The sequence below is a fragment of the Metabacillus schmidteae genome (genome assembly GCF_903166545.1).
Lineage (GTDB): Bacteria > Bacillota > Bacilli > Bacillales > Bacillaceae > Metabacillus > Metabacillus schmidteae.
In genome coordinates this window covers 3213214-3234042 of the sequence record NZ_CAESCH010000001.1, presented here as the reverse complement: position 1 = coordinate 3234042, position 20829 = coordinate 3213214, and the positions used below count along the sequence as shown (strand labels likewise).

Genomic DNA, 20829 nt, shown 5'->3' with positions numbered 1-20829 from the left:
TTTTTTTAATGGGAGAAGCAGCTAAAAAATTATCGTTAACACAAAATCATCAGTTGGATTTTCGTCCGGAATATTCCATTCAAGACATTTATGGGGAAGACATCATCTTTAATCCTAAATTATATGCTGAAGATTATGAACATTTTTCAGGAGATTTATTAAGCTTAAATGCTTTAACAGGGAGAGAGTTAGGTGCCGTAGGAAACACACCGGTTGTATGTCATGCGGCATGTGCAACAAAACCGGCTTTAGACTTACTTAAAAAAGCAGGTCTACAATTGCCGCCAAAGATTTATATGTATGGAAATGAAGAAGAATATATCAATACACTTCAACTATTATCAAAACAACAGAAAAAAGTTATTTTTCAATATCCACATCCTGAAGATAAGGTGGCAAGGGAACTTTATCGTGTTGGTCCTGACGTGTTAGCCTATCTTTGTGATAAGCGAAATATTCCTAAGCTTGTTCCGGCTGAACATATACCGAAGCGAAAAATGATGAGCTTGGAACAAATTTTAGACGAAAAACCGCAACTGCCATTTGTTTTAAAGACAGGTGATGGTCGTCCAACTTCAGGTGGATATGGTGTTCTACTTATCAAGGATGAAAAACAACTTGAAGAAATAACTGAAAGCTTTGGGGATTTAACATCAATCATTGTTGAGGAGCAAATTCCTTACGAGAAAAACATTTCCGTTCATTATATGGCAGACAAAAATGGTGTAATCAACTTTTTAGGTCAATCAGAGCAACTCGTAACAGATGGAGGCAACTTCTGTGGTAGTTGGATTACTACTGAAATTGATGACAGTATAGCTGATATCGTGAAAACAGGTTATGAAGTGATGGGAAATATAGCTGATAAAGGATACGTCGGTGTAGCCGGCTTTGACGTCTTACTATACAATGGAAATTACTACTTTATTGATTTAAATGTCCGTTTTAACGCATCAACAAGCGGACTGCTACTATATAACGATATTCGTGAAAGATTTGGAACAAAATGTGTCCGTCTATGTAACTTCGACTGGAAAGACAATTTTAATGGTGCTATTCAGGCAGCCGAAAAATTCTTGGACAAGACTCAGTTTATTCCTTTAAGTGTATTAGATCCTAGTTATTTTCCGGAAAACCCTCAAGTAACAAAGGTGATTGGTTTGGTAATCGGACATTCTGCAGAAGAAGTCGAGGATGTGATTGAGGAGATGAATAAAGCTGGGTTTTGTTTAAAAGAATAATGAGAATAGAGATAGGTAATAGAAAATGGGGTTGCTGCAAGAGGCTAAGGTCTATGCAGCAGCCTTTTTTATGGTATGAGTTATCATCTTTCAACTAAAACTGCTAAATGCTTTTCAAAAGTAGTATGCCATGTACTTATTTAACTCTTAATTAGTGTAATAAATAGGAATTACATGTTAACATTTTATGGAAAAAACATATTTTATGGATTAAGATGATAGTAGTATATTCAAATTGATGTCATAGAAACCGGGAGATCGGACAAATGGAAAGAAGAATAGAGGCATATACTGTAGATGGGTTAACAATTGAATATTCTATCATTGGCAAAGGAGTTCCCATACTCGTATTTCATGGTGGACACTCAAACTGTTATGAAGAATTTGGGTATAAAGCATTAATAGAGAAGGGATTCTCACTAATTACTCCTTCTAGACCAGGCTATGGAGCAACATCGAAAGAAATCGGAGAAAGCCTTTTAATAGCGTGTAAGTTTTATAGGAAACTATTAGACTATTTAAACATAAAAAAAGTTCATATTCTAGCAATCTCTGCAGGGGGGCCGACAGGAATATATTTTGCTGCAACATACCCTGAATACGCACATACTCTTATTTTACAATCAGCAGTTACAAAGGAATGGCTTACTCCAGCAGACAAAGAATACAAAGTTGCCAATATCATATTCCGTCCTAAAACGGAAAAATTCACGTGGAAACTCATTTCTATGATTAATAATGCTTTTCCTCAATTTATATTTAAACAAATGTTTCCATCATTTAGTACACTTACCTTTAAAGAAGCAATAGATAAAATAGACATGACAGATATAGATGCGATAAGGAAAATGAATAATCGCCAACGATCTGGAAATGGTTTTATGATTGATGTGGTACAAGTAAATGAAGCGTCGACAGAAATTTTACAAGCCATAAATTGTCCCACTCTAATATTGCATAGCAAACATGACGGATCAGTACCATTAGAACATCCCTATTTCGCTCATGAAAAGATTCCTTTTTCAAAAATGACTTTATTGGACACATGGGGACATTTAATTTGGTTAGGTAAATCAGGAGAAGAAACAGATAAAAAGCTAATTGAGTTCTTAACATCTTATAAAATACAATGAAACATTGATTTTTGTTAGTGTCATTATTTAGTTAGTTAATACAAATTGTGCATACTATAGAAGTCATTTCTATATTTTTAAACAAATGATATAATGATAAGGTTAGGGAATTAACGAATACGCTTATAATAGAACGGATGCCAAGTAATAAATGCCTCCGCCTATAGGGAGGTGTAAGAGATGAATAAACGATGGACAATCAGTAAAATCAAAGAATTTATTGAGAGCAATTCGGAAACAAAGTTGTTAACAACGGAATATCACGGTTTTTCTCAAAAGTTACAATTAAAATGTGGATGTGGAAACGAGTTTGAAAAAACATTCACGAAATTCAAAAATAATAATCAACGAAAATGTGACGAGTGTCACCGCCAAAAGCGTCGCGTTAAATCTGAACAAAGTGCCAATTTCTATTTTTTAGAAACTGGCACTTTTTATATAATAGGTAGAAATGACTTGAATAAATCCAGGTTCTACAAAAGGGGGAATACAGATGAAAGTGAGGCTTGCAGAATATAGTGAGGATTGGATACAAATGTTTCAAATTGAGGCTCAATTGCTAAAAAGAATATTTATAAATGAAATTATTACAATTGAACATTTTGGGAGTACAGCAGTTCCAGGAATGAAAGCAAAACCGGTGATAGATATGATGTGCATCGTTAAAAACATTGAAAAAATTGATTTATTTAACGAGAAAATGGAATCTCTAGGCTATGATGTTGCAGGGGAATGGGGCATAAATGGCAGAAGGCTATTTCGTAAAGGCGGGGAAAACAGAACTCATCATATTCATTTTTATCAAGAAGAAAATCCTCACATAGAACGACACCTAGTCTTTCGAGATTACCTCCGTTCTCATCCAGAAGAGGTTGAAAGGTACAGCTCCTTTAAAGAAAGTTTGACTCAACAATTCGAAAACACAAGTGAATACAGTCCAGCTAAAAAAGCATTTGTAAAGGAAATGGAGCAGGAAGCGCTAAATTGGTTTAATGTAAATAAATAAAACAATCAATCTAATTTACAGGGTTAGCTCTTGCTCCAACTAATTAATTTCTATACACTCATAAACAATTATTTACTGTTTGTGAGTGTTTTTTTGGGGGTAAACTTTTCGCCTTCATCCTTTTTTCCGTTATACATGACAAATGTCACCTCACATCATGACATAATCTACTAACTCGATTTCACCCTCCATTGTAAACTTAAATTATAAATAATGGAGGTGTCACAAATGGAAGCTGTAATTGAGCTAAAGAACATAAAGAAGGTATTTAAAAATAAAACAGCTGTTGATGGGATAACATTTTCTATCCATAAAGGAGAAATTGTTGCCATTCTTGGACCTAATGGAGCAGGGAAGACAACTACAATGAATATCATGCTTGGTCTTATGGAGCCTAGCGAGGGAAGCATCCAGTTATTTAATAAACAACCGAAGGACAAATTCGTTCGTGAGAAAATCGGAGCGATGCTTCAAGAGGTAAGTGTTATTGATGCTTTAAAGGTTCGAGAAGTAATTCAGCTTTTTCGAAGTTATTATCCAAAGCCTTTGTCCTTCGAAGAGCTAGTTGCTTTTACCGGCTTTAGTCAAAGTGAACTACAAAAACGGGCAAATAAGCTTTCTGGTGGGCAGAAGAGGCGTCTTGGTTTTGCCCTTGCTATGGCAGGTAATCCGGATGTATTATTTTTTGACGAGCCAACGGTAGGCTTGGATGTCACCTCAAGAAAGGTGTTTTGGAATACCATAAAGGAGTTAAAACAGCGAGGAAAAACGATACTTTTCACAACTCACTACCTTCAAGAAGCAGATGATGTGGCTGAACGAGTAATTCTATTTAACGAAGGAAACATTGTCGGTGATGGAACCCCGAACGATATCAAGAGTAAGCTCACAAAACAAGCAATATCTTTTGCAGCTGATCCAACCATTCGACAAGATGAATTAACCTGCATACCTTTTGTTACAGAGGTGTATGAAAAGGATGGACGGGTGTTTGTCTTAACAGAGCAGCCTGATGATGTGCTTAAAGCCATAATCGTTAAGAACCTACCTATAAGAAACATTGGAATTGAACAGGGACGTCTAGAAGATGCGTTTGAACAAGTATTGGAAAAAAGGGAGGTTGTTTAAATGAATGGACTTTTGATGCAATGCAAGATTGAAATATTGAGGATTTTGCGAAATCCCTATTATGTGTTTTGGTCGTTGTTCATGCCTATTGCCTTTTACATTTTGTTTACAAGAATCTTTAACTCGGCAATGGAGGATGAACAACTATGGCAGGCACATTATTTAATGTCAATGACTGCCTTTAGTTTGATGGGCTCTGCTATTATGACACTCGGTATCCGTCTAGTTGAAGAAAGAGCCCAAGGATGGTCTACTTTTATGAGAATTACTCCTTTATCAGATCACGTTTATTTCTTTGCGAAAATGGTCGCGCAAACGATGATTCATATTCTGTCCATTGTCATTATTTTCACAGCAGGAGCCATTATTAATGGGGTATCTCTGACAGCTTTGGAGTGGTTGATGTGTGGGTTATGGTTATTGTTTGGTTCTTTGCCATTTCTTGCATTAGGAACATTGGTAGGAATGATGAAGAGGGTAGACACTGCTGCAGGGGTATCGAATATGGTGTATATGATTCTTGCTCTTGCAGGAGGAATGTGGATGCCGCTTGAGATTATGCCGAAATTTGTCCAGGCAATTGGAGAATGGCTTCCGTCTTATCATTTTGGAAATGGTGCATGGCAAATTGTTCGTAGTGAAAGTCCAGATTGGTCTAATTTTATTCTTTTAATTGGGTATCTTATCCTATTCGTGGTAATATCAGGGTATATAAGGAGAAAACAAGAAGCGGCGGTGTAAGCTAAAAATGAGAAATAAATTGAAGGGGTTTAAGGTTTTTCCAGATAGATATGGATTCTTTCCATTTGTATTCTTAATTTATCTTGTCATGCCTTCCTATTATGTAGCAATTGAAAAAGGTTGGAAACAAATGGCTGGAATAGGGTTGCTGTTATTGTTCCTCGTAACATATCGGCAGCTCTATAACTCCTTTGATAAGAAATCGTATACGTATTGGCTTGTAATACAGGTTGTAATCATTATCTTTCTAGCAATCTTTTATAATCTCTATAATATTTTTTTAGGTTTTTTTGCGGCTCATTTTATTGGATGGTATAAGGATAAGAAGACCTTTTACAGAGCGTTGGGTTTGTTTGCGTTTGCTATTATTTTTCCTTTAATTGTTCAATGGAAAACACTTGAATTAGCAAATGTTTTTTATTATGGGGTTTTTATTGTCATTATGTTCATCTCTCCATTTGGCATCAGATCAATGAGCAGTCGGATGGAGTTGGAAAAAAAGCTGGATGAAGCAAATGAACAAATCAAAGAATTGGTCAAACGGGATGAGAGGATGCGCATCGCGAGAGATCTCCATGATAATTTAGGGCATACATTATCACTCATTACATTGAAAAGCCAGCTGGTCCATAAATTAATCAGTAAAGATGCTGAAAAAGCCAAGTTGGAGACAAAAGAGATTGAAAGAACTTCTCGTTCTGCATTAAAGCAAGTAAGAGAATTAGTATCTGATATGAGAGCTATTACTGTGGCAGAGGAACTGATTGAGACTGAAATCCTTTTACAGGCAGCAGGGGTCTCATTTCAATTTAAAGGTGATTCAAAGCTCGAAGAAGTTCCTTTGCTCACTCAAAATATTCTCAGCATGTGTCTGAAAGAAGGAGTAACAAATGTGGTCAAACACAGTCATGCAAAAAACTGTTTCGTTCAGCTGGTGAAAAGAGATGGCGAAATTGAATTATCTGTCTTAGATGACGGCAAAGGACTTGATGAAACAAATGAGGATGGTAACGGATTAAAGGGAATAAATGAACGTTTAAGATTAATAGAAGGATTTATGAAAATCATTTCACACAAAGGAACAAAATTAATTATCACTGTACCCATCATTGTAAAGGAAAAGAAAGCTGGTGTTGGTTCTTGATTAAAGTAATGATTGCAGAAGACCAAGGAATGTTAAGGGGGGCATTGGGCTCTTTACTGAATTTTGAAGACGATATCGAAATTGTGGGAGAAGCATCTAATGGCAAAGAAGCATTAAAAATGATACTCTCCCTTCAACCAGATGTTTGTTTAATGGATATAGAGATGCCTTTTATGAGCGGCCTTGATGTAGCAGAAGAGGTAAAAAAACGTTTATTATCATGCAAGGTGATCATTTTAACTACATTTGCCCGACCGGGTTATTTTGAACAAGCAGTAAAAATTGGTGTACATGGTTACATGCTGAAAGACGGTTCCATTGATGAGCTCGCTGAATCAATTCGAAGTGTAATGAAAGGGAAACGCGAATTTGCCCCAGAACTGATATTTGGAAGTATAAAGAATAATAACCCACTTACCGATCGGGAAAAGGATGTATTGTTATTGGCTTCAGAAGGAAAGACCTCAAAAGAGATTTCATCAGAATTATATTTATCAGCAGGAACTGTACGAAACTATATGTCTGAAATCATCAATAAACTCGAAGTGAAAAACCGAACCGAAGCTGTGACGGTGGCGAAGGAAAAAGGTTGGATTTAGTCGTTACAAAATAGATTTAAATAAAATTTACATAATAAAAAAGGAGCTAAGAAATGAATTTATTAACAATGAAAAATGAGCTGTCTTAAAAAATAAGAATGTGTTCATCTCGTTGGTGGTTTTAAATTTATTCCTTATTATCGATTATAAGAAAAAACTGTTGATTTCATCTAAATTGAAAAAGATTACAACTTATCATCTTAGAGCAGCTGCATATAATGAAAGATAATATCAATAATTTAAAATTGTATAAAAGGGGGATAAGTTCTTTTGAAAACAATAAAAAGAATGTATGATCATTTACATTGGGCTAATCAGAAAATTTTAGAAGCTTTAAAAACGATGGAAGCTGTAGACAATCACAATGCTAGACGTTTATTTTCTCATATCCTTTGTGCGGAAAGAGTATGGTTAAGCAGAATTCAAGGAAGAGATAGCTCGCAATATCCAATATGGGCTGAACTTGAAATAGAAGAAGTTGAAATCCTTGTTAAACGTAATGAAAATGGCTTTTCTGAATTACTATCGGCATTAACAGAAGTAGACCTTGATCAAGTAATCATCTACAAAAATAGTAAAAAAGAAGAATTTCAAACTCCACTTATCGATATTTTAACTCATGTTGCTCTTCATGGACAGCATCACCGAGGTCAAATTAACTTACAACTTAGAGCAGCTGGTTTTGAGACTGTTCCTATAGACTTTATTACGTTTGCGAGAAAGGGTTGATAGATTTATAGTTATGGTCAATGAAAGATAAAAAAGCCCTGTGGTTATAGTCCCACAAGAGGCTATTGTTTTTAGTACAAAGTTGGGATTGGGTAACAAGCAACCGTTTCAATGAATCTTTCATCAAAGCCATAGAACGTCCAGAATGTACCGTTCCACCTATATCCTGCAACTTCTCCGTATTGCAGGTAAGTCGGGTAAAACCAGAATCCCTCACCATTTACTAACCAGACATAAGTGTAGTTATATAAGCAATCGACTATATAGTGTGAAGGAAACGGTTTCGGTGGAACGTAAGGAGGTGGAGGGGATTGTGGTTGTTGTCTCACCGTACTATAAGGTTGAAAGAATGCCATTTATTTTCACTCCCTCTTAAGATCATTACCCAACATAATATGCTGAATAGTATTAAAGAGTTAAAAATTAGGGTGAAAAAGATGAATAATTATCCAGCTTGTGAAGTATTGTACTTTTACTAAAATCCATGAATCCAATATTAATCAGTGAAACAATTTCTTCATCAGGGGAAGTAAAATTCGTTGTTAATTCTACGTAGACTTTTTTCAAAGCAGACTAAAAAATGGAACTATATGTTAAAATGAAACAAAAATAGGTAGGAGAAAACAATGGGAGAGCAAGAAAAATTAAAGATTTATGATGATCAGCGAAATCAAATAGGAGTCGCTACCCGAAGTGATGTGCATAAACTTGGGTTTTGGCATGAAGCGTTTCATTGCTGGTTTGTCCAAAATGATAAAGGAATCCATTATATTTATTTACAACTCCGCAGTAAAAAGAAAAAAGATTATCCTAATCTATTCGATATAACGGCTGCCGGACATTTATTGGCTGATGAAACAGTTGAGGATGGGGTAAGGGAAATTAAAGAAGAAATTGGCATTGATGTCAATTTTGATGATTTAATACCGCTAGGTGAATTAAAGTATTGTGTTGTGAAAAACGAATTTATTGATAAAGAATTAGCAAATGTTTTTTTGTATAAAAACGAAGAAGAATTCGATGATTTCACTCTTCAGGCAGAAGAGGTTGCTGGGATTGTAAGAGTAGAATTCACAAAATTTTCCCAACTTTGGTTTGGTGAAAGAAATGAAGTTGAAATCTTTGGATTTGAAATAAATAATGATGGTAAAAAAGTTGAGATTAAAGCACATGTAAACAGAGATCAATTTGTGCCACATGAGGTTTCTTTTTACAAAGAAATAATTCAGAGAATACAAGAACAAATTAAATGAAAATAGTAAAAAGGAGGACTACATTTGATTGGTTTGCTTAATGTTGGCAGCCTCTTGCTTGGACTCATAGCCTGGACACTTCCTGAAGTGAATCTAATGCGAGAAAAAAATTATGAGCAAAAGAATTGGATTGTGCTTTCTATTATAAGTTTGAGTGCCTGTGCGGTTTCACTATGTTTCAAGATGTTTTACAACTATCATCTTGTAAAGATTGAGGACTGGAGTGCACTTATGGACACAACTGGTGCAGTTGTGTCCATTGGAGCTTTTCTTCTTGTTATTACCTTACTATTAAATGCATTGACGTTAATTGTTTATCGTAATAGAACAGTAAACTAGAAGTGAAAAACTCGTCACATGACGAGTTTTATTTATTTTATACTATGTTTTATTAGTGTTCTTTTATTAAAGGAGTTTCCAAGGTGCATGTACTGTCGCAATATCAATTGTTTGGATGTATATAAGAGTTGTAAGTGTTTAACATTGATTTTCGTCTTATAAATAACATGATAATTAAAATTGCCTCGCTTATGACCAACATAACGATTCCTAATACTAATCCTCCAAAAAACATAAATTCATTTACACGCCACGAATAGAGAAACCAACCCACTATCGCAAAAACTCCTAATAGCAAAGTAAGTATACTAGAAATAATAGTTATTGGACCAAATAAACCGGTTTTTTTAATCATTTTTGAGCCGAAAATATAACTCATGATCAAGGAAAACACCATAAATACAACATAAATAGTTAAGGCTACTTCAATGTTCACTAATGTCAAAGTCTTTCACTCCTTTGTTAAGGTTATCATTAATTACAAAGTAACTTGAATTAATAAATACTAAAATCAGTCAATACTAAGGTATCATAAGTAACTTTTCTTGGAATCCCTCATCATTTTCCCAACAGATTCGTTGTTAGTTTTTGTTAATTAGTATGCCTAAAAATTAATCCAATTTAAATAATTATCGTGAAATAATCCTTAAATCTAACCATTTATTCGTCAGTAACCATTAAATTTAGTAAAGTAAAGTATAAATAGACAAAATTGTCTGGAAAAGAGAAATAGAGTAAATAAACTCTCAAATTTTATGAAAATTTCTACTATTATATTGACATGTTAACACTTTGAAATTATCATTGAAAATGATTATCATTACTGGCAGGAGGAAACAACATTGGTTAATAAATTATATAGTCAAAAGGCTATCATATTATCGGCATTTATTTTAATATTATCAACAATATTATTAGGGTGTACAAATTCTAGTCAAGACGTTAAAGGTTCGGGGGAGAAGAGTGAAAAGAACGCGCTAACATTTGCTTGGTCTAGAGATATAGGTGAAATGAATCCGCATGTTTATAACCCGTCTCAATTATTTGCGCAATCAATGGTATATGAACCATTAGTCAGCTATCAAGAAGGGGGAGAGTTAAAGCCTCACCTTGCAGAATCATGGGATATTTCTAAGGACGGTAAGGAATACATTTTTCATCTTCGTGAAAATGTGAAATTTTCTGATGGATCGAGCTTTAATGCAGAGGTTGTTAAAAAGAATTTTGATACAATATTAAATCATTTAGATATGCATAGCTGGTTAGGATTTCTTTCAAAAATCGATCAAACTGAAGTCATGGATGAATATACGTTTAAACTCACTTTAAAAGAACCATATTATCCGACGATTCAGGAGTTGGCAGTTGTCCGACCGGTTCGTTTCTTGGGTGAAGCTGGATTTCCTGAAGATGGTGATACCTCAAAAGGTGTTGTAGATCCAGTTGGTACAGGTCCATGGGTTTTAGAAGAGTATAAAACAGACGAATTTGCTGTATTCAAACGTAATGAAAATTACTGGGGTGAACTTCCAAAGGAAGAAAAAATCACAGTAAAAATTATTCCTGATGCAGAAACAAGGGTGCTTGCTTTAGAAAAAGGTGAAATTGATCTGATTTATGGAGAGGGATCTATTAGTCTGGATGCTTTTAAACAGTTAGAGTCAACTGGAGACTATGAATCAAGTATTTCTGAGCCTGTCGCCACTAGACAGCTTGTGATTAACTCGAAAAAAGAAAACCTCTCAGATGAAAAAGTTCGCCATGCACTACATTATGCTTTTAATAAAGAAGCATTGGTAGAGGGTGTCACGGCTGGATACGAAGAAAAAGCAGATTATATTTTACCAACAAATTTACCTTACACGAAAGACGTTGATGTATCAGTTATCAACTATGATGTAGAAAAAGCAAAATCGTTATTAGATGAAGCAGGCTGGACACTTTCTAAAGGGGAAACTGTTCGTGAAAAAGATGGACAGTTACTTGAAATTGAGTTAATGTATGATTCAGCAGATACCATTCAAAAAACAATGGCAGAAGTCCTGCAATCTGAGTGGGCAGCTATTGGAGTAAAATTAAATATTGTAGGCGTTGAACTCACTGAGCAGGTTCAACGATTTAAAGATAATAAATTTGATATTAATTTCTTTAGTAACTATGGAGCTCCTTATGATCCACATACTTTCTTAAATATTGTGGCATCAGTAGGGTTTGGATTTAATGAGGCGATATCAGCATATCCGAACAAAGATGAATTGTTGAAACAAATTGCACAGGTACCTCAGACAACAGATGAGGAAAAACGTCAGCAGCTTTACACATCAATTTTATTATCAATACAGAATCAGGGAGCGGTTATTCCTGTTTCATATATTAAGAAAACAGCAATCTATCAAAAAGATTTGAAAAACTTTACATTCCCTGCAAATCGTGATGAACATCCATTTACAGGTATTGAAATCGAATAGCAAGCAGCAACAGCAGGAGGTTTTTTATGGGCACCTTTATTTTGAAACGAATTCTCTCAATCGTTCCGGTTTTTCTTTTGGCAGCACTTTTTACATCTGGAATGATTCACCTTTCACCGGTAGACCCGGCTGAGGCTTATTTAACGGCTGCCCATATTCAACCTAATGATGAAATTTTGGAACAGAAAAGACAGGAGTTTGGATTAGATCAACCTTTTTTTATCCAATATTTGAATTCTATTATGAAGATAAGCCAGCTTGATTTTGGCATATCTTATGTTTCGAATAAGCCTGTTTGGGAAGAGGTTATCACGCGCATACCAGCTACAATCCAGCTCGCTGTGGGAAGTATTTTAATAGCGGTTATCGTTAGTATACCGCTTGGTTTTCTTGCTGGAGTTAAGAAAAATAGTGTAATAGATCATTTTAGTCGGTTTCTTTCCTTTATGGGGGCATCCATTCCTTCATTTTGGCTTGGGTATTTATTAATTTTTTTCTTTTCTGTGAAGCTTGATCTTTTTCCGGTCGAAGGAACAGGGACATGGCAGCATCTTGTTCTTCCATCCGTTACGCTGGCTCTTCCTTTAATTGCGATTTATACAAGACTGTTACGTGCCAGTGTACTTGAAAATTTGGAAGAGCCTTATGTCCTTTATGCGAGGACAAGGGGTATTAATGAAAAAACCATTATGGTAAAGCATGTGTTGAGGATTGCTATTTCACCAATGATTACCGGGTTAGGAATGAATCTTGGAAAATTGCTAACAGGAACCATTATCGTGGAAGCTGTCTTTTCATGGCCTGGCTTCGGCCGTTATTTTATAGAAGCAATTTTCAATCGTGATATACCTGTTATACAATGCTATGTGTTGATTGGAGCCACCTTGTTTATCATCAGTAACTTACTCGTTGATTTAATTCAAATGTATATAGACCCGCGTATTTCTAGGAAAGAAGGATACAATCAATGATCAAAAGTATACGTCAAATATTCATCAGTCAAAAAGTTATTCCGATCTGTTCGATTATTTTAGGTGTTCTTTTCATCATTGCTATATTTGCTCCTTGGATCGCACCGAATGACCCTATCGCTGTGAACATTGTGAATAAATTACAGCCTCCTTCTATGGAGTATCCGTTAGGAACTGATCAGCTTGGAAGATGCAATTTATCACGTATTTTATATGGTGCACGTATTTCGTTAGGGTTTGCGATTCTTATTTTTGTCTCATCGATACTCATTGGTTTGATTGTAGGAACCTTTTCAGGTTACAAAGGCGGTCTCGTTGATCAAGTATTAATGAGGTTCTGTGATGGGGTTATGGCTTTTCCTAGTTTAATCTTAGTTCTCGGTCTTGTTGGAATCTTTGGGCCAGGCCTCACACAAGTGATTATTGCCATTATGCTCGTGCAATGGGTTTATTACGCAAGAATGTTCAGGGGAATGGTGCTAAGCTTAAAGGAGCAAAACTTTATTGCGGCTGCCAGGGTGAGTGGCTCGTCTCAATGGAAAATTATTAAGAATCATATTATTCCAAATGTTCTCCCGCCATTAGTCGTAATGGGCACACTGGAAATGGGCTGGGCGATTATGGATATATCTGCCATGTCGTTTCTTGGTCTTGGAGTTCAAGCTCCTACACCTGAATGGGGAGCGATGATTCATGAAGGAAAATCGTTTATTCGGACAAATCCGGAATTAATGCTTTATCCTGGCTTGATCATAATGGTGGTTATCGTTACATTCAATTTATTAGGCGAAGCTTTATCAGAACGTTATGGTGTTAAACGCAGATTTTAAAAAGGGATGAGAAGGTTGGATACAGAACAAACAAATGTGCTGCAGGTCAAAGATTTACATGTAAAGATAAAAACAAAAAACGGTGAAATGCCTCTTGTTCAAGATGTCAATTTTGAACTGAAGAGAGGAAGTGTACTTGGGCTTGTTGGAGAAAGTGGCTGTGGTAAAACCGTTACAAGCATGTCTATCCTTCAGCTTCTTAACAAAAAAACAACAGCAATTGAAGGCAGTATAGATTTACAAGGACGTGAACTAACTGGATTAGATGATAAAGAAATTCGTAAAATTCGCGGCAAGGATATCGCCTTTATTATGCAAAATCCGATGAACGCATTTACACCTGTTTTTACTATCGGTCATCAATTTGTTGAAACCATCCGTGCTCATACACCTTGTAGTAAAAAAGAAGCAAGAGAGCTTGCGATTGAGACAATGAATTCTGTTAATCTACCTGATCCTGCTAGACTGCTGAAATCCTATCCTTTTCAATTAAGTGGCGGCATGCTTCAAAGGGTGATGATTGCGATTGCCGCTAGTACACATCCTGCTGTCATTATTGCGGACGAACCAACAACTGCACTTGATGTCAAAAATCAAAAAAAGGTCTTATATCATTTAGATAAAATTCGTTCTGAATATGGTTCAGCGATATTATTAATTTCCCATGACTTAGGAGTTATTTCTGAAATGGCAGATGAAGTAGCTGTTATGCAAAATGGAAGAATTATCGAAAAAGCAAATGTGTTTCAACTATTTGATGAGCCACAGCATGAATATACGAAAAAACTATTAAATGCTCATTCAACTTTTGATGTAGCTGGATCAAGTATCCATATGGCATAATTTTATTTTTTATTAGGAGGGATTTTACATGAGTTTATTACAAGTAAATAAAGTAACTCATAGCTACGGATCCCGATCTTTTTTTAACTGGAAAAATCGCTCGCAAAAGGTACTTTCCGATATTTCTTTTTCGATTGCTGAAGGAATTTGTATGGGAATGCTTGGCTCGAGTGGGGCCGGAAAAAGTACGTTAGGAAAGATTATTCTTGGATTGGAACGTCCACAAAGCGGGCAAGTTTTGTTTCAAGGACAAGATCTTCATACAGTAGATAAGCAAACACGGCAAAAATTTCGCCGCGACCTTCAAGTTGTTTTTCAAGATTCATACTCTTCCGTTAATCCTCGAATGACCGCAGAACGTATTATTTCAGAGCCGTTGGAAAACTATGAAAAGCTAACAGTTTCTGAACAAAAACGGACTGTTATAGAATTGTTAGAAAGGGTCGGGTTGAGTGAAAAAGACTTACGAAAATACCCGCATCAATTCAGCGGGGGCCAATTACAAAGAATAAATATTGCCAGAGCCATCTCACTGAAACCTAAGCTGATTGTCTTAGACGAATCAGTAAGCAGTCTGGATATGGTTACTCAAACCCTTATATTAGAATTACTCAAGGAGTTAAAAGAAGATTACCTATTATCGTACTTTTTTATTACACACGATATTAAAGCTGCTTACACGATTAGTGATAAATTAGGTGTTCTAGAAAAAGGTGAGTTAGTGGAGTTATACAACTCTAAAATTGAGTTTTTTACTTCCCAGCACCCGGTAACAAAAGAAATGAGAGATTCAATACTTGCAGAGCATCCACGGAATCGTTCAGTTAGAGTGAAATGACTATTCATTGAAGTCAAAATCGAGTGAGTTTCATTTATTAATAAAAATAACCTCAGTAATTAGAGCGCCTTTCTAGAACAAGGAAAGGCGCTTATTTCATTTTATCTGTGTTGATCAATAAGTATCGGATTTCCATCCGGGTCTTCTATAGTTATGAATGCTGGACCTGTACTTGATTCATCAGCTTCAGACTGAATAGTAATGCCATTTTCTTTCAACATTTTTTGCAGGTCACGTACGTCTGTAAAAGATTCGAGATTTTCCGCATTTTCGTTCCAACCTGGATTAAACGTAAGCATATTTTTTTCAAACATTCCTTGAAACAACCCAATAATACAGTTTTCGTTTTTCATGATAAGCCATTTTTGGGAAATATCCCCGCCTAATTCTTTAAATCCAAGATTAGAATAAAATTCTTTTGATTTCTGAATGTCTTTTACATTTAAACTAATAGAAAATGCACCTAATTTCATTCGTCTTCATCCCCTTATAAAGAATGTTGTTTCTCGTCATGTATAAATAAATATCATGTCATAAAATAGTATAAATGACAGTGTTGAAATTCACAAATAGTTCCATATTGTAAAGTTAGTCTGAACAATGGGAAAAGTAGATGTGCAATCGATTGCTCATAAAATATAACATTGTAGAGAGGAAATGATAATTAAATGATAGAAAGGTAAAATACACAAATTTATAAGTGATATTTGTGCAAGGCTATATATATGATTCTGTTTATTTTGCAGATTTATGTAAAGGTGATATATAATACTCACTAAATTTTTTTATGAAATTTAATGCAAACGATTGCTCAAATTCTAATAGTCTGCTATATTAGTTGTAGATTAAGAGGAGGAATGCTTCATGAATAGAATGTGGTGGAAAGAAGCAGTAGCTTACCAAATCTACCCTCGCAGCTTTATGGATGCGAATGGTGATGGAATTGGTGACCTGCAGGGGATTTTGAGTAAGTTGGATTATTTGCAGGATTTAGGAATTGATGTGATTTGGATTTGTCCAATTTATTCTTCACCAAATGATGATAACGGTTACGATATTAGTGATTATAAAGGAATTATGGAAGACTTCGGTACAATGGAAGACTTTGATCAGCTACTAGCCGAAGTTCATAAGCGTGGGATGAAATTAATAATGGATTTGGTTATCAACCATACATCAGATGAACATCCTTGGTTTATTGAATCTCGCTCATCAAAAGAAAATCCTTATCGAGATTATTATATTTGGCATCCTGGTGAGAACGGTGAACCTAATAACTGGGAATCGATTTTTGGAGGTTCAGCATGGGAGTTTGATCCGGAGACAAAGGAATATTATATGCATGTGTTCTCCCGCAAACAGCCTGATTTAAACTGGGAAAACCCAAATGTTCGAAAAGATTTATACAGCATGGTTAATTGGTGGCTTGATAAGGGTATTGATGGTTTTCGGGTGGATGCAATTTCACATATTAAGAAAGTTCCCGGATTTCCGGATTTACCAAATCCAAACAACCTTAAATATGTTCCATCATTTGAAGGCCATATGAATCGAGATGGTATTGAAGTTTTTCTTCAGGAGTTAAAACGCGAAACGTTTGCAAAATATGACATTATGACGGTTGGTGAAGCGAATGGTGTGAAGTCGAACCAAGCGGATGAATGGGTTGGAGAAGAAAAAGGCGTTTTTAATATGATATTTCAATTCGAACATCTAGACCTGTGGGGAAAAAGTGTGACAGGGGGAATTGATCTTCAAGCATTGAAAGAAACGTTTAACGACTGGCAGACAGCACTTAATGGGAAAGGCTGGAATGCATTGTTTTTAGAAAATCATGATCAGCCGCGCTCTGTTTCTACATGGGGAGATGATGATCAATACTGGGAACAATCTGCGAAGTGTCTTGCTACCATGTATTTTCTCATGCAGGGTACACCATTTATTTATCAAGGACAGGAAATTGGGATGACAAATGTTCAGTTTTCTTCAATTAATGATTATAATGATGTAGCGATTAAAAACCTTTACCGAAACGGAATAGAAGATGGTCAAAGTCATGATGAGTTAATGGAGGTCATTTGGAAAAATGGCCGTGATAATTCAAGAACACCAATGCAATGGACAAATGGGGAAAATGCCGGTTTTACGACAGGTCAGCCTTGGTTAAAAGTTAATCCGAATTTTAGTAACATCAATGTTGAACAGGCTATGAATAATCGTGATTCAATTTACCATTACTATAAGAAACTGATTCAATTACGAAAAGAACATTTGACTCTGGTTTATGGTAGTTTTAAGCTTATATTGGAAGATCACCAGCAAATCTTTGCCTATGTTAGAACTTCGGGAGATGACACCTTTCTGATTTTGACAAACCTATTTGCTAAAGAAGCATCATATCAACTACCTAGTGAATTCCAAAACAAAGAGGCGAAATTGTTGGTAGGAAATGAAAAGTTCACTCAATTGGATTATACTAACGGTATATTAAAGCCATTTGAAGCAAGAGTGTATCGATTAACATAATAGACTGCAACCGTTTATGCAAACGGTTGCCTGTATACTGAATAGTAGGGAGAGAAAAAAATGAAATTTATGTCGTTTGATTTTTGGCAAAAATTTGGGAAAGCTTTACTCGTAGTTGTAGCCGTTATGCCAGCTGCTGGTATTATGATATCACTTGGAAAGCTAATTGGAATGGCAAGTGGAGATATAGGTTTAGTGCAAACGATTTCTTTAGTCATGGAAGAAATAGGTTGGGGAATTATTGGAAATCTCCATGTACTATTCGCAGTGGCCATTGGGGGATCATGGGCTAAAGAACGTGCCGGAGGGGCATTTGCTGCATTGATTGCTTTTGTGTTAATCAATCGAATTACAGGTGCTATTTTTGGTGTTAATAGTGCTATGTTAAATGATCCGGAAGCAACTGTGACGTCCATTTTCGGAAGTGAATTAATCGTTAAAGATTATTTTGTCTCCATTCTTGGTGCACCTGCCTTAAATATGGGTGTCTTTGTTGGGATTATTTCCGGTTTCTTAGGAGCAAATATTTTTAATAAATACTATAACTTTGACAAGCTGCCACAATCACTTGCCTTCTTTAATGGAAAGCGTTTTGTACCGTTTGTTGTAATTGGGGGTTCTATTGTAACTGCCATCATCCTTTCATTAGTATGGCCATTTATTCAAGGTCTTCTCAATGATTTTGGGCGTTGGATTGCCACATCACGTGACACAGCTCCAATTATTGCCCCGTTTATTTTCGGAACATTAGAAAGGTTATTACTGCCATTTGGTTTACATCATATGTTAACAGTTCCAATGAACTACACAGAGTTAGGTGGAACATACACGATTTTAACTGGTTCAAGTGCTGGGACAACGGTTTCAGGTCAAGACCCTTTATGGCTTGCGTGGATTGCTGATTTAAACAATTTACTTGCAGCAGGTGACACAGCAGGGTATGAAGCATTATTAAATGAAGTCACTCCAGCTCGTTTTAAAGTTGGTCAAATGATTCTCTCTTGTGCTTCCTTAATCGGTATTGCATTGGCTATGTATAAAAATGTGGATAAAGATAAGCGTACAAAATATAAGTCAATGTTCTTTTCAGCAGGTTTAGCAGTATTCTTAACAGGTGTGACAGAACCGATTGAATTTATGTTTATGTTTGTTGCGCCAGTTTTATATGTGGCATATGCCGTTATGACGGGATTAGCCTTTGCGATTGTTGATATTGTTCATATCCGAATTCATTCCTTTGGCATCATCGAATTATTGACAAGAACACCGATGATTATGAAAGCAGGCTTATGGTTGGATTTAGTGTATTTTGTATTAGCTTGTTTACTATTCTTCGCCCTAAACTTCTTTGTTGCGAATTTCATGATTAAAAAGTTTAAATATGCAACTCCAGGTAGATTAGGAAATTATATTGAAGAAGAATCTCCGACAACTTCACAAAGCGGTGCAAATGTACAAGATGACACACTTGCTACAACTGTGATCGGATTATTAGGTGGAAAAGATAATATCGAAGACGTTGATGCGTGTATGACTCGCCTTCGTGTCACAATTAAAGATAAGAATGCTGTAGCTTCTGAGCAGGAATGGAAGAAAAACGGAGCACTTGGTTTAATCTTAAAAGATAAAGGTGTTCAAGCTATTTATGGGCCAAAAGCTGACGTATTAAAATCAGATATCCAAGACCGTTTAGGGGTTTAAAGATGAAATTATTAACACTTAATTGCCATTCCTGGCAGGAAGAACATCAACTAGAGAAAATAAAGATTTTAGCCGAAACAATTATGGAAAAATCATATGATGTGATCGCCCTGCAGGAAGTGAGCCAGTCCATTGATTCGGAAGTAATCTTTGGGGTAGTAAAAAAAGATAATTTTGTCCAAATTCTAATTGAGGAATTAGAAAAACTAGGGAATACTGACTATCAATTTGTATGGGATTTTTCCCATATAGGATATGATGTATATGAAGAGGGAATTGCGTTATTAACAAAACACTCAATTAATAAAACAACTTCCTTTTTTATTAGCCGTTCAGAAAATACGGAGTACTGGAAAACTAGAAAAATTGTTGGAGCGAAGATTCGGATTCACGCTGAAACTTACGCCTTTTATTCCTGCCACCTTGGCTGGTGGGGTGATGAAGAAGAGCCGTTTAAACACCAAATCGATGCTTTATGTCATCAGGCGAATGAAAATGAAAAGTATTTTCTTATGGGTGATTTTAATAATGGTGCACATATACCTGATGAAGGTTACGATTATTTGATTAGTAAAGGTCTTTATGATTCTTACAGTTTAGCTAAAGAGAAAGATCTAGGAGTTACGGTTTCCGGAAACATTGCCGGCTGGGACAAAAACAAACAAGATTTACGGATTGATTATATCTTTACCAATTTTTTCGCTAATGTAAAAAAGTCATCCGTCATTTTTAATGGAGAGAATAAACCGGTTATTTCGGACCATTATGGGGTAGAGATTAATATTGATGAAAAAGATGTGGGAGGAAAAGTAGATGTTTAAATCATTGTTTACACAAAAAAAGGAGCCCGTTCATGCTCCTTTAACAGGAAAACTGGTTTCATTAGAAGAAGTTCCTGATCCTGTTTTTTCTCAAAAAATGATGGGAGACGGAATTGCGATTGATCCATCAGAAAATCAAGTGTTTTCACCGGTTGACGGTGAGGTTGTAAGTGTGTTTCCGACAAAACACGCCATCACGATTCGATCAAAATCAGGTGCAGAGCTTCTCATTCATATGGGACTTGAAACGGTGAAACTAAATGGAGAAGGTTTCCATGTTTTGGTTGGTGAAGGTGACAAAATCAAAATAGGTAATCCAATTGCAGAATTTGATATTAACAAAGTATCAAATACTGGCACAAAAATCATTACACCGATTGTTCTTCTTAATGGGGAACAATTTAAAATCGAAAATAGGCAGAGCAATCAGTCCGTAACAGGTGGACAAGATATGATTATGGAAATTACTAAAAAGTAAATTTGTTCAAGAGGTCTTAGTTGGTATTCAGCTAAGGCTT

At 35.7% G+C, this 20829-nt stretch carries 22 protein-coding genes and 1 pseudogene; 20 read left to right on the top strand and 3 right to left on the bottom strand.

Annotated features, from left to right (window positions below):
- Positions 1–8: 8 nt before the first annotated feature.
- The 9 genes and pseudogenes from HWV59_RS15580 (at position 9) to HWV59_RS15540 (ending at position 7721) form a co-directional block, all read left to right on the top strand.
- Positions 9–1241 (top strand): ATP-grasp domain-containing protein, encoded by a 1233-nt coding sequence (locus HWV59_RS15580; protein WP_175639419.1) that lies wholly within the window; start codon positions 9–11, stop codon positions 1239–1241.
- Between the two features lie 266 nt (positions 1242–1507).
- A complete protein-coding gene (locus HWV59_RS15575) occupies positions 1508–2374 on the top strand; it encodes an alpha/beta fold hydrolase (protein WP_102232618.1) in 867 nt (288 codons plus the stop codon).
- 180 nt (positions 2375–2554) lie between these two features.
- Positions 2555–2763: pseudogene (locus HWV59_RS15570) on the top strand (hypothetical protein).
- Positions 2764–2867: 104 nt separating this feature from the next.
- The gene (locus HWV59_RS15565; RefSeq protein WP_175639418.1) at positions 2868–3380 is read left to right on the top strand and encodes a GrpB family protein; all 513 of its coding nucleotides are present in this window, start codon (positions 2868–2870) and stop codon (positions 3378–3380) included.
- A 228-nt stretch (positions 3381–3608) separates the two neighbouring features.
- Positions 3609–4508 (top strand): ABC transporter ATP-binding protein, encoded by a 900-nt coding sequence (locus HWV59_RS15560; protein WP_175639417.1) that lies wholly within the window; start codon positions 3609–3611, stop codon positions 4506–4508.
- The gene (locus HWV59_RS15555) at positions 4509–5249 is read left to right on the top strand and encodes an ABC transporter permease (RefSeq protein ID WP_175639416.1); all 741 of its coding nucleotides are present in this window, start codon (positions 4509–4511) and stop codon (positions 5247–5249) included. It abuts the gene before it with no gap.
- A gap of 7 nt (positions 5250–5256) precedes the next feature.
- Positions 5257–6393 (top strand): sensor histidine kinase, encoded by a 1137-nt coding sequence (locus HWV59_RS15550; RefSeq protein ID WP_175639415.1) that lies wholly within the window; start codon positions 5257–5259, stop codon positions 6391–6393.
- Entirely contained in the window at positions 6390–6992 is a 603-nt protein-coding gene (locus HWV59_RS15545) for a response regulator transcription factor (RefSeq protein ID WP_102232612.1), read from the top strand. Before HWV59_RS15550 ends, HWV59_RS15545 begins: the two co-directional genes overlap by 4 nt.
- Positions 6993–7262: 270 nt before the next feature.
- Positions 7263–7721: a DinB family protein gene (locus HWV59_RS15540; RefSeq protein WP_175639414.1), complete on the top strand. Its 459-nt coding sequence runs from the start codon at positions 7263–7265 to the stop codon at positions 7719–7721.
- A gap of 71 nt (positions 7722–7792) precedes the next feature.
- Here the strand turns inward: HWV59_RS15540 and HWV59_RS15535 are convergent, their stop codons facing one another.
- Complete coding sequence (locus HWV59_RS15535) at positions 7793–8077, bottom strand: transporter (RefSeq protein WP_175639413.1); 285 nt, start codon at positions 8075–8077, stop codon at positions 7793–7795.
- Between the two features lie 270 nt (positions 8078–8347).
- On the opposite strand from HWV59_RS15535, the gene HWV59_RS15530 reads away from it, so the two are divergent.
- Entirely contained in the window at positions 8348–8974 is a 627-nt protein-coding gene (locus tag HWV59_RS15530; RefSeq protein WP_175639412.1) for an NUDIX hydrolase, read from the top strand.
- Positions 8975–8998: 24 nt separating this feature from the next.
- Positions 8999–9313, top strand: a complete 315-nt coding sequence (locus HWV59_RS15525) for a hypothetical protein (RefSeq protein ID WP_102232609.1) — start codon at positions 8999–9001, stop codon at positions 9311–9313.
- A 103-nt stretch (positions 9314–9416) separates the two neighbouring features.
- Here the strand turns inward: HWV59_RS15525 and HWV59_RS15520 are convergent, their stop codons facing one another.
- Positions 9417–9749 (bottom strand): hypothetical protein, encoded by a 333-nt coding sequence (locus tag HWV59_RS15520; protein WP_235991838.1) that lies wholly within the window; start codon positions 9747–9749, stop codon positions 9417–9419.
- A 436-nt stretch (positions 9750–10185) separates the two neighbouring features.
- Between HWV59_RS15520 and nikA the strand changes: the two genes are divergently transcribed.
- Genes nikA through nikE form a run of 5 tightly spaced genes read left to right on the top strand, consistent with a single transcriptional unit; the run spans position 10186 to position 15263 of the window.
- Positions 10186–11781 carry a nickel ABC transporter substrate-binding protein gene (gene nikA / locus HWV59_RS15515; RefSeq protein WP_407941637.1) on the top strand — a complete coding sequence of 532 codons (1596 nt, stop codon included), beginning with the start codon at positions 10186–10188 and terminating at the stop codon, positions 11779–11781.
- Between the two features lie 26 nt (positions 11782–11807).
- Complete coding sequence (gene nikB / locus HWV59_RS15510; protein ID WP_102232607.1) at positions 11808–12752, top strand: nickel ABC transporter permease subunit NikB; 945 nt, start codon at positions 11808–11810, stop codon at positions 12750–12752.
- Entirely contained in the window at positions 12749–13582 is an 834-nt protein-coding gene (nikC, locus tag HWV59_RS15505) for a nickel ABC transporter permease subunit NikC (RefSeq protein WP_102232606.1), read from the top strand. Before nikB ends, nikC begins: the two co-directional genes overlap by 4 nt.
- A 15-nt stretch (positions 13583–13597) precedes the next feature.
- Positions 13598–14425, top strand: coding sequence for a nickel import ATP-binding protein NikD (gene nikD / locus HWV59_RS15500; RefSeq protein WP_102232605.1), 828 nt, complete (start codon positions 13598–13600; stop codon positions 14423–14425).
- A gap of 28 nt (positions 14426–14453) precedes the next feature.
- Positions 14454–15263, top strand: coding sequence for a nickel import ATP-binding protein NikE (nikE, locus tag HWV59_RS15495; protein WP_175639410.1), 810 nt, complete (start codon positions 14454–14456; stop codon positions 15261–15263).
- Positions 15264–15364: 101 nt separating this feature from the next.
- On the opposite strand, the gene HWV59_RS15490 is transcribed toward nikE, so the two are convergent.
- Positions 15365–15736 (bottom strand): VOC family protein, encoded by a 372-nt coding sequence (locus HWV59_RS15490; RefSeq protein ID WP_175639409.1) that lies wholly within the window; start codon positions 15734–15736, stop codon positions 15365–15367.
- 391 nt (positions 15737–16127) lie between these two features.
- On the opposite strand from HWV59_RS15490, the gene HWV59_RS15485 reads away from it, so the two are divergent.
- From HWV59_RS15485 to HWV59_RS15470, 4 genes are read left to right on the top strand one after another with little or no spacing between them, the layout of a single operon-like run.
- On the top strand, positions 16128–17789 hold the full coding sequence (locus HWV59_RS15485; protein WP_175639408.1) for a glycoside hydrolase family 13 protein: 1662 nt from the start codon (positions 16128–16130) through the stop codon (positions 17787–17789).
- Positions 17790–17849: 60 nt separating this feature from the next.
- The gene (locus HWV59_RS15480; RefSeq protein ID WP_175639407.1) at positions 17850–19490 is read left to right on the top strand and encodes a PTS transporter subunit IIBC; all 1641 of its coding nucleotides are present in this window, start codon (positions 17850–17852) and stop codon (positions 19488–19490) included.
- A gap of 2 nt (positions 19491–19492) precedes the next feature.
- A complete protein-coding gene (locus tag HWV59_RS15475; protein ID WP_175639406.1) occupies positions 19493–20311 on the top strand; it encodes an endonuclease/exonuclease/phosphatase family protein in 819 nt (272 codons plus the stop codon).
- The gene (locus HWV59_RS15470; RefSeq protein WP_175639405.1) at positions 20304–20789 is read left to right on the top strand and encodes a PTS sugar transporter subunit IIA; all 486 of its coding nucleotides are present in this window, start codon (positions 20304–20306) and stop codon (positions 20787–20789) included. Before HWV59_RS15475 ends, HWV59_RS15470 begins: the two co-directional genes overlap by 8 nt.
- Positions 20790–20829: the final 40 nt, after the last annotated feature.

Coding starts and splice junctions, on each gene's coding strand:
- nikE (WP_175639410.1), top strand. CDS start 14,454: ATGAGTTTATTACAAGTAAATAAAGTAACTCATAGCTACGGATCCCGA.
- HWV59_RS15485 (WP_175639408.1), top strand. CDS start 16,128: ATGAATAGAATGTGGTGGAAAGAAGCAGTAGCTTACCAAATCTACCCT.
- HWV59_RS15560 (WP_175639417.1), top strand. CDS start 3,609: ATGGAAGCTGTAATTGAGCTAAAGAACATAAAGAAGGTATTTAAAAAT.
- HWV59_RS15470 (WP_175639405.1), top strand. CDS start 20,304: ATGTTTAAATCATTGTTTACACAAAAAAAGGAGCCCGTTCATGCTCCT.
- HWV59_RS15530 (WP_175639412.1), top strand. CDS start 8,348: ATGGGAGAGCAAGAAAAATTAAAGATTTATGATGATCAGCGAAATCAA.
- HWV59_RS15475 (WP_175639406.1), top strand. CDS start 19,493: ATGAAATTATTAACACTTAATTGCCATTCCTGGCAGGAAGAACATCAA.
- HWV59_RS15490 (WP_175639409.1), bottom strand. CDS start 15,736: ATGAAATTAGGTGCATTTTCTATTAGTTTAAATGTAAAAGACATTCAG.
- HWV59_RS15480 (WP_175639407.1), top strand. CDS start 17,850: ATGAAATTTATGTCGTTTGATTTTTGGCAAAAATTTGGGAAAGCTTTA.
- HWV59_RS15535 (WP_175639413.1), bottom strand. CDS start 8,077: ATGGCATTCTTTCAACCTTATAGTACGGTGAGACAACAACCACAATCC.
- HWV59_RS15575 (WP_102232618.1), top strand. CDS start 1,508: ATGGAAAGAAGAATAGAGGCATATACTGTAGATGGGTTAACAATTGAA.
- HWV59_RS15555 (WP_175639416.1), top strand. CDS start 4,509: ATGAATGGACTTTTGATGCAATGCAAGATTGAAATATTGAGGATTTTG.
- HWV59_RS15580 (WP_175639419.1), top strand. CDS start 9: ATGGGAGAAGCAGCTAAAAAATTATCGTTAACACAAAATCATCAGTTG.
- nikC (WP_102232606.1), top strand. CDS start 12,749: ATGATCAAAAGTATACGTCAAATATTCATCAGTCAAAAAGTTATTCCG.
- nikB (WP_102232607.1), top strand. CDS start 11,808: ATGGGCACCTTTATTTTGAAACGAATTCTCTCAATCGTTCCGGTTTTT.
- HWV59_RS15565 (WP_175639418.1), top strand. CDS start 2,868: ATGAAAGTGAGGCTTGCAGAATATAGTGAGGATTGGATACAAATGTTT.
- HWV59_RS15550 (WP_175639415.1), top strand. CDS start 5,257: ATGAGAAATAAATTGAAGGGGTTTAAGGTTTTTCCAGATAGATATGGA.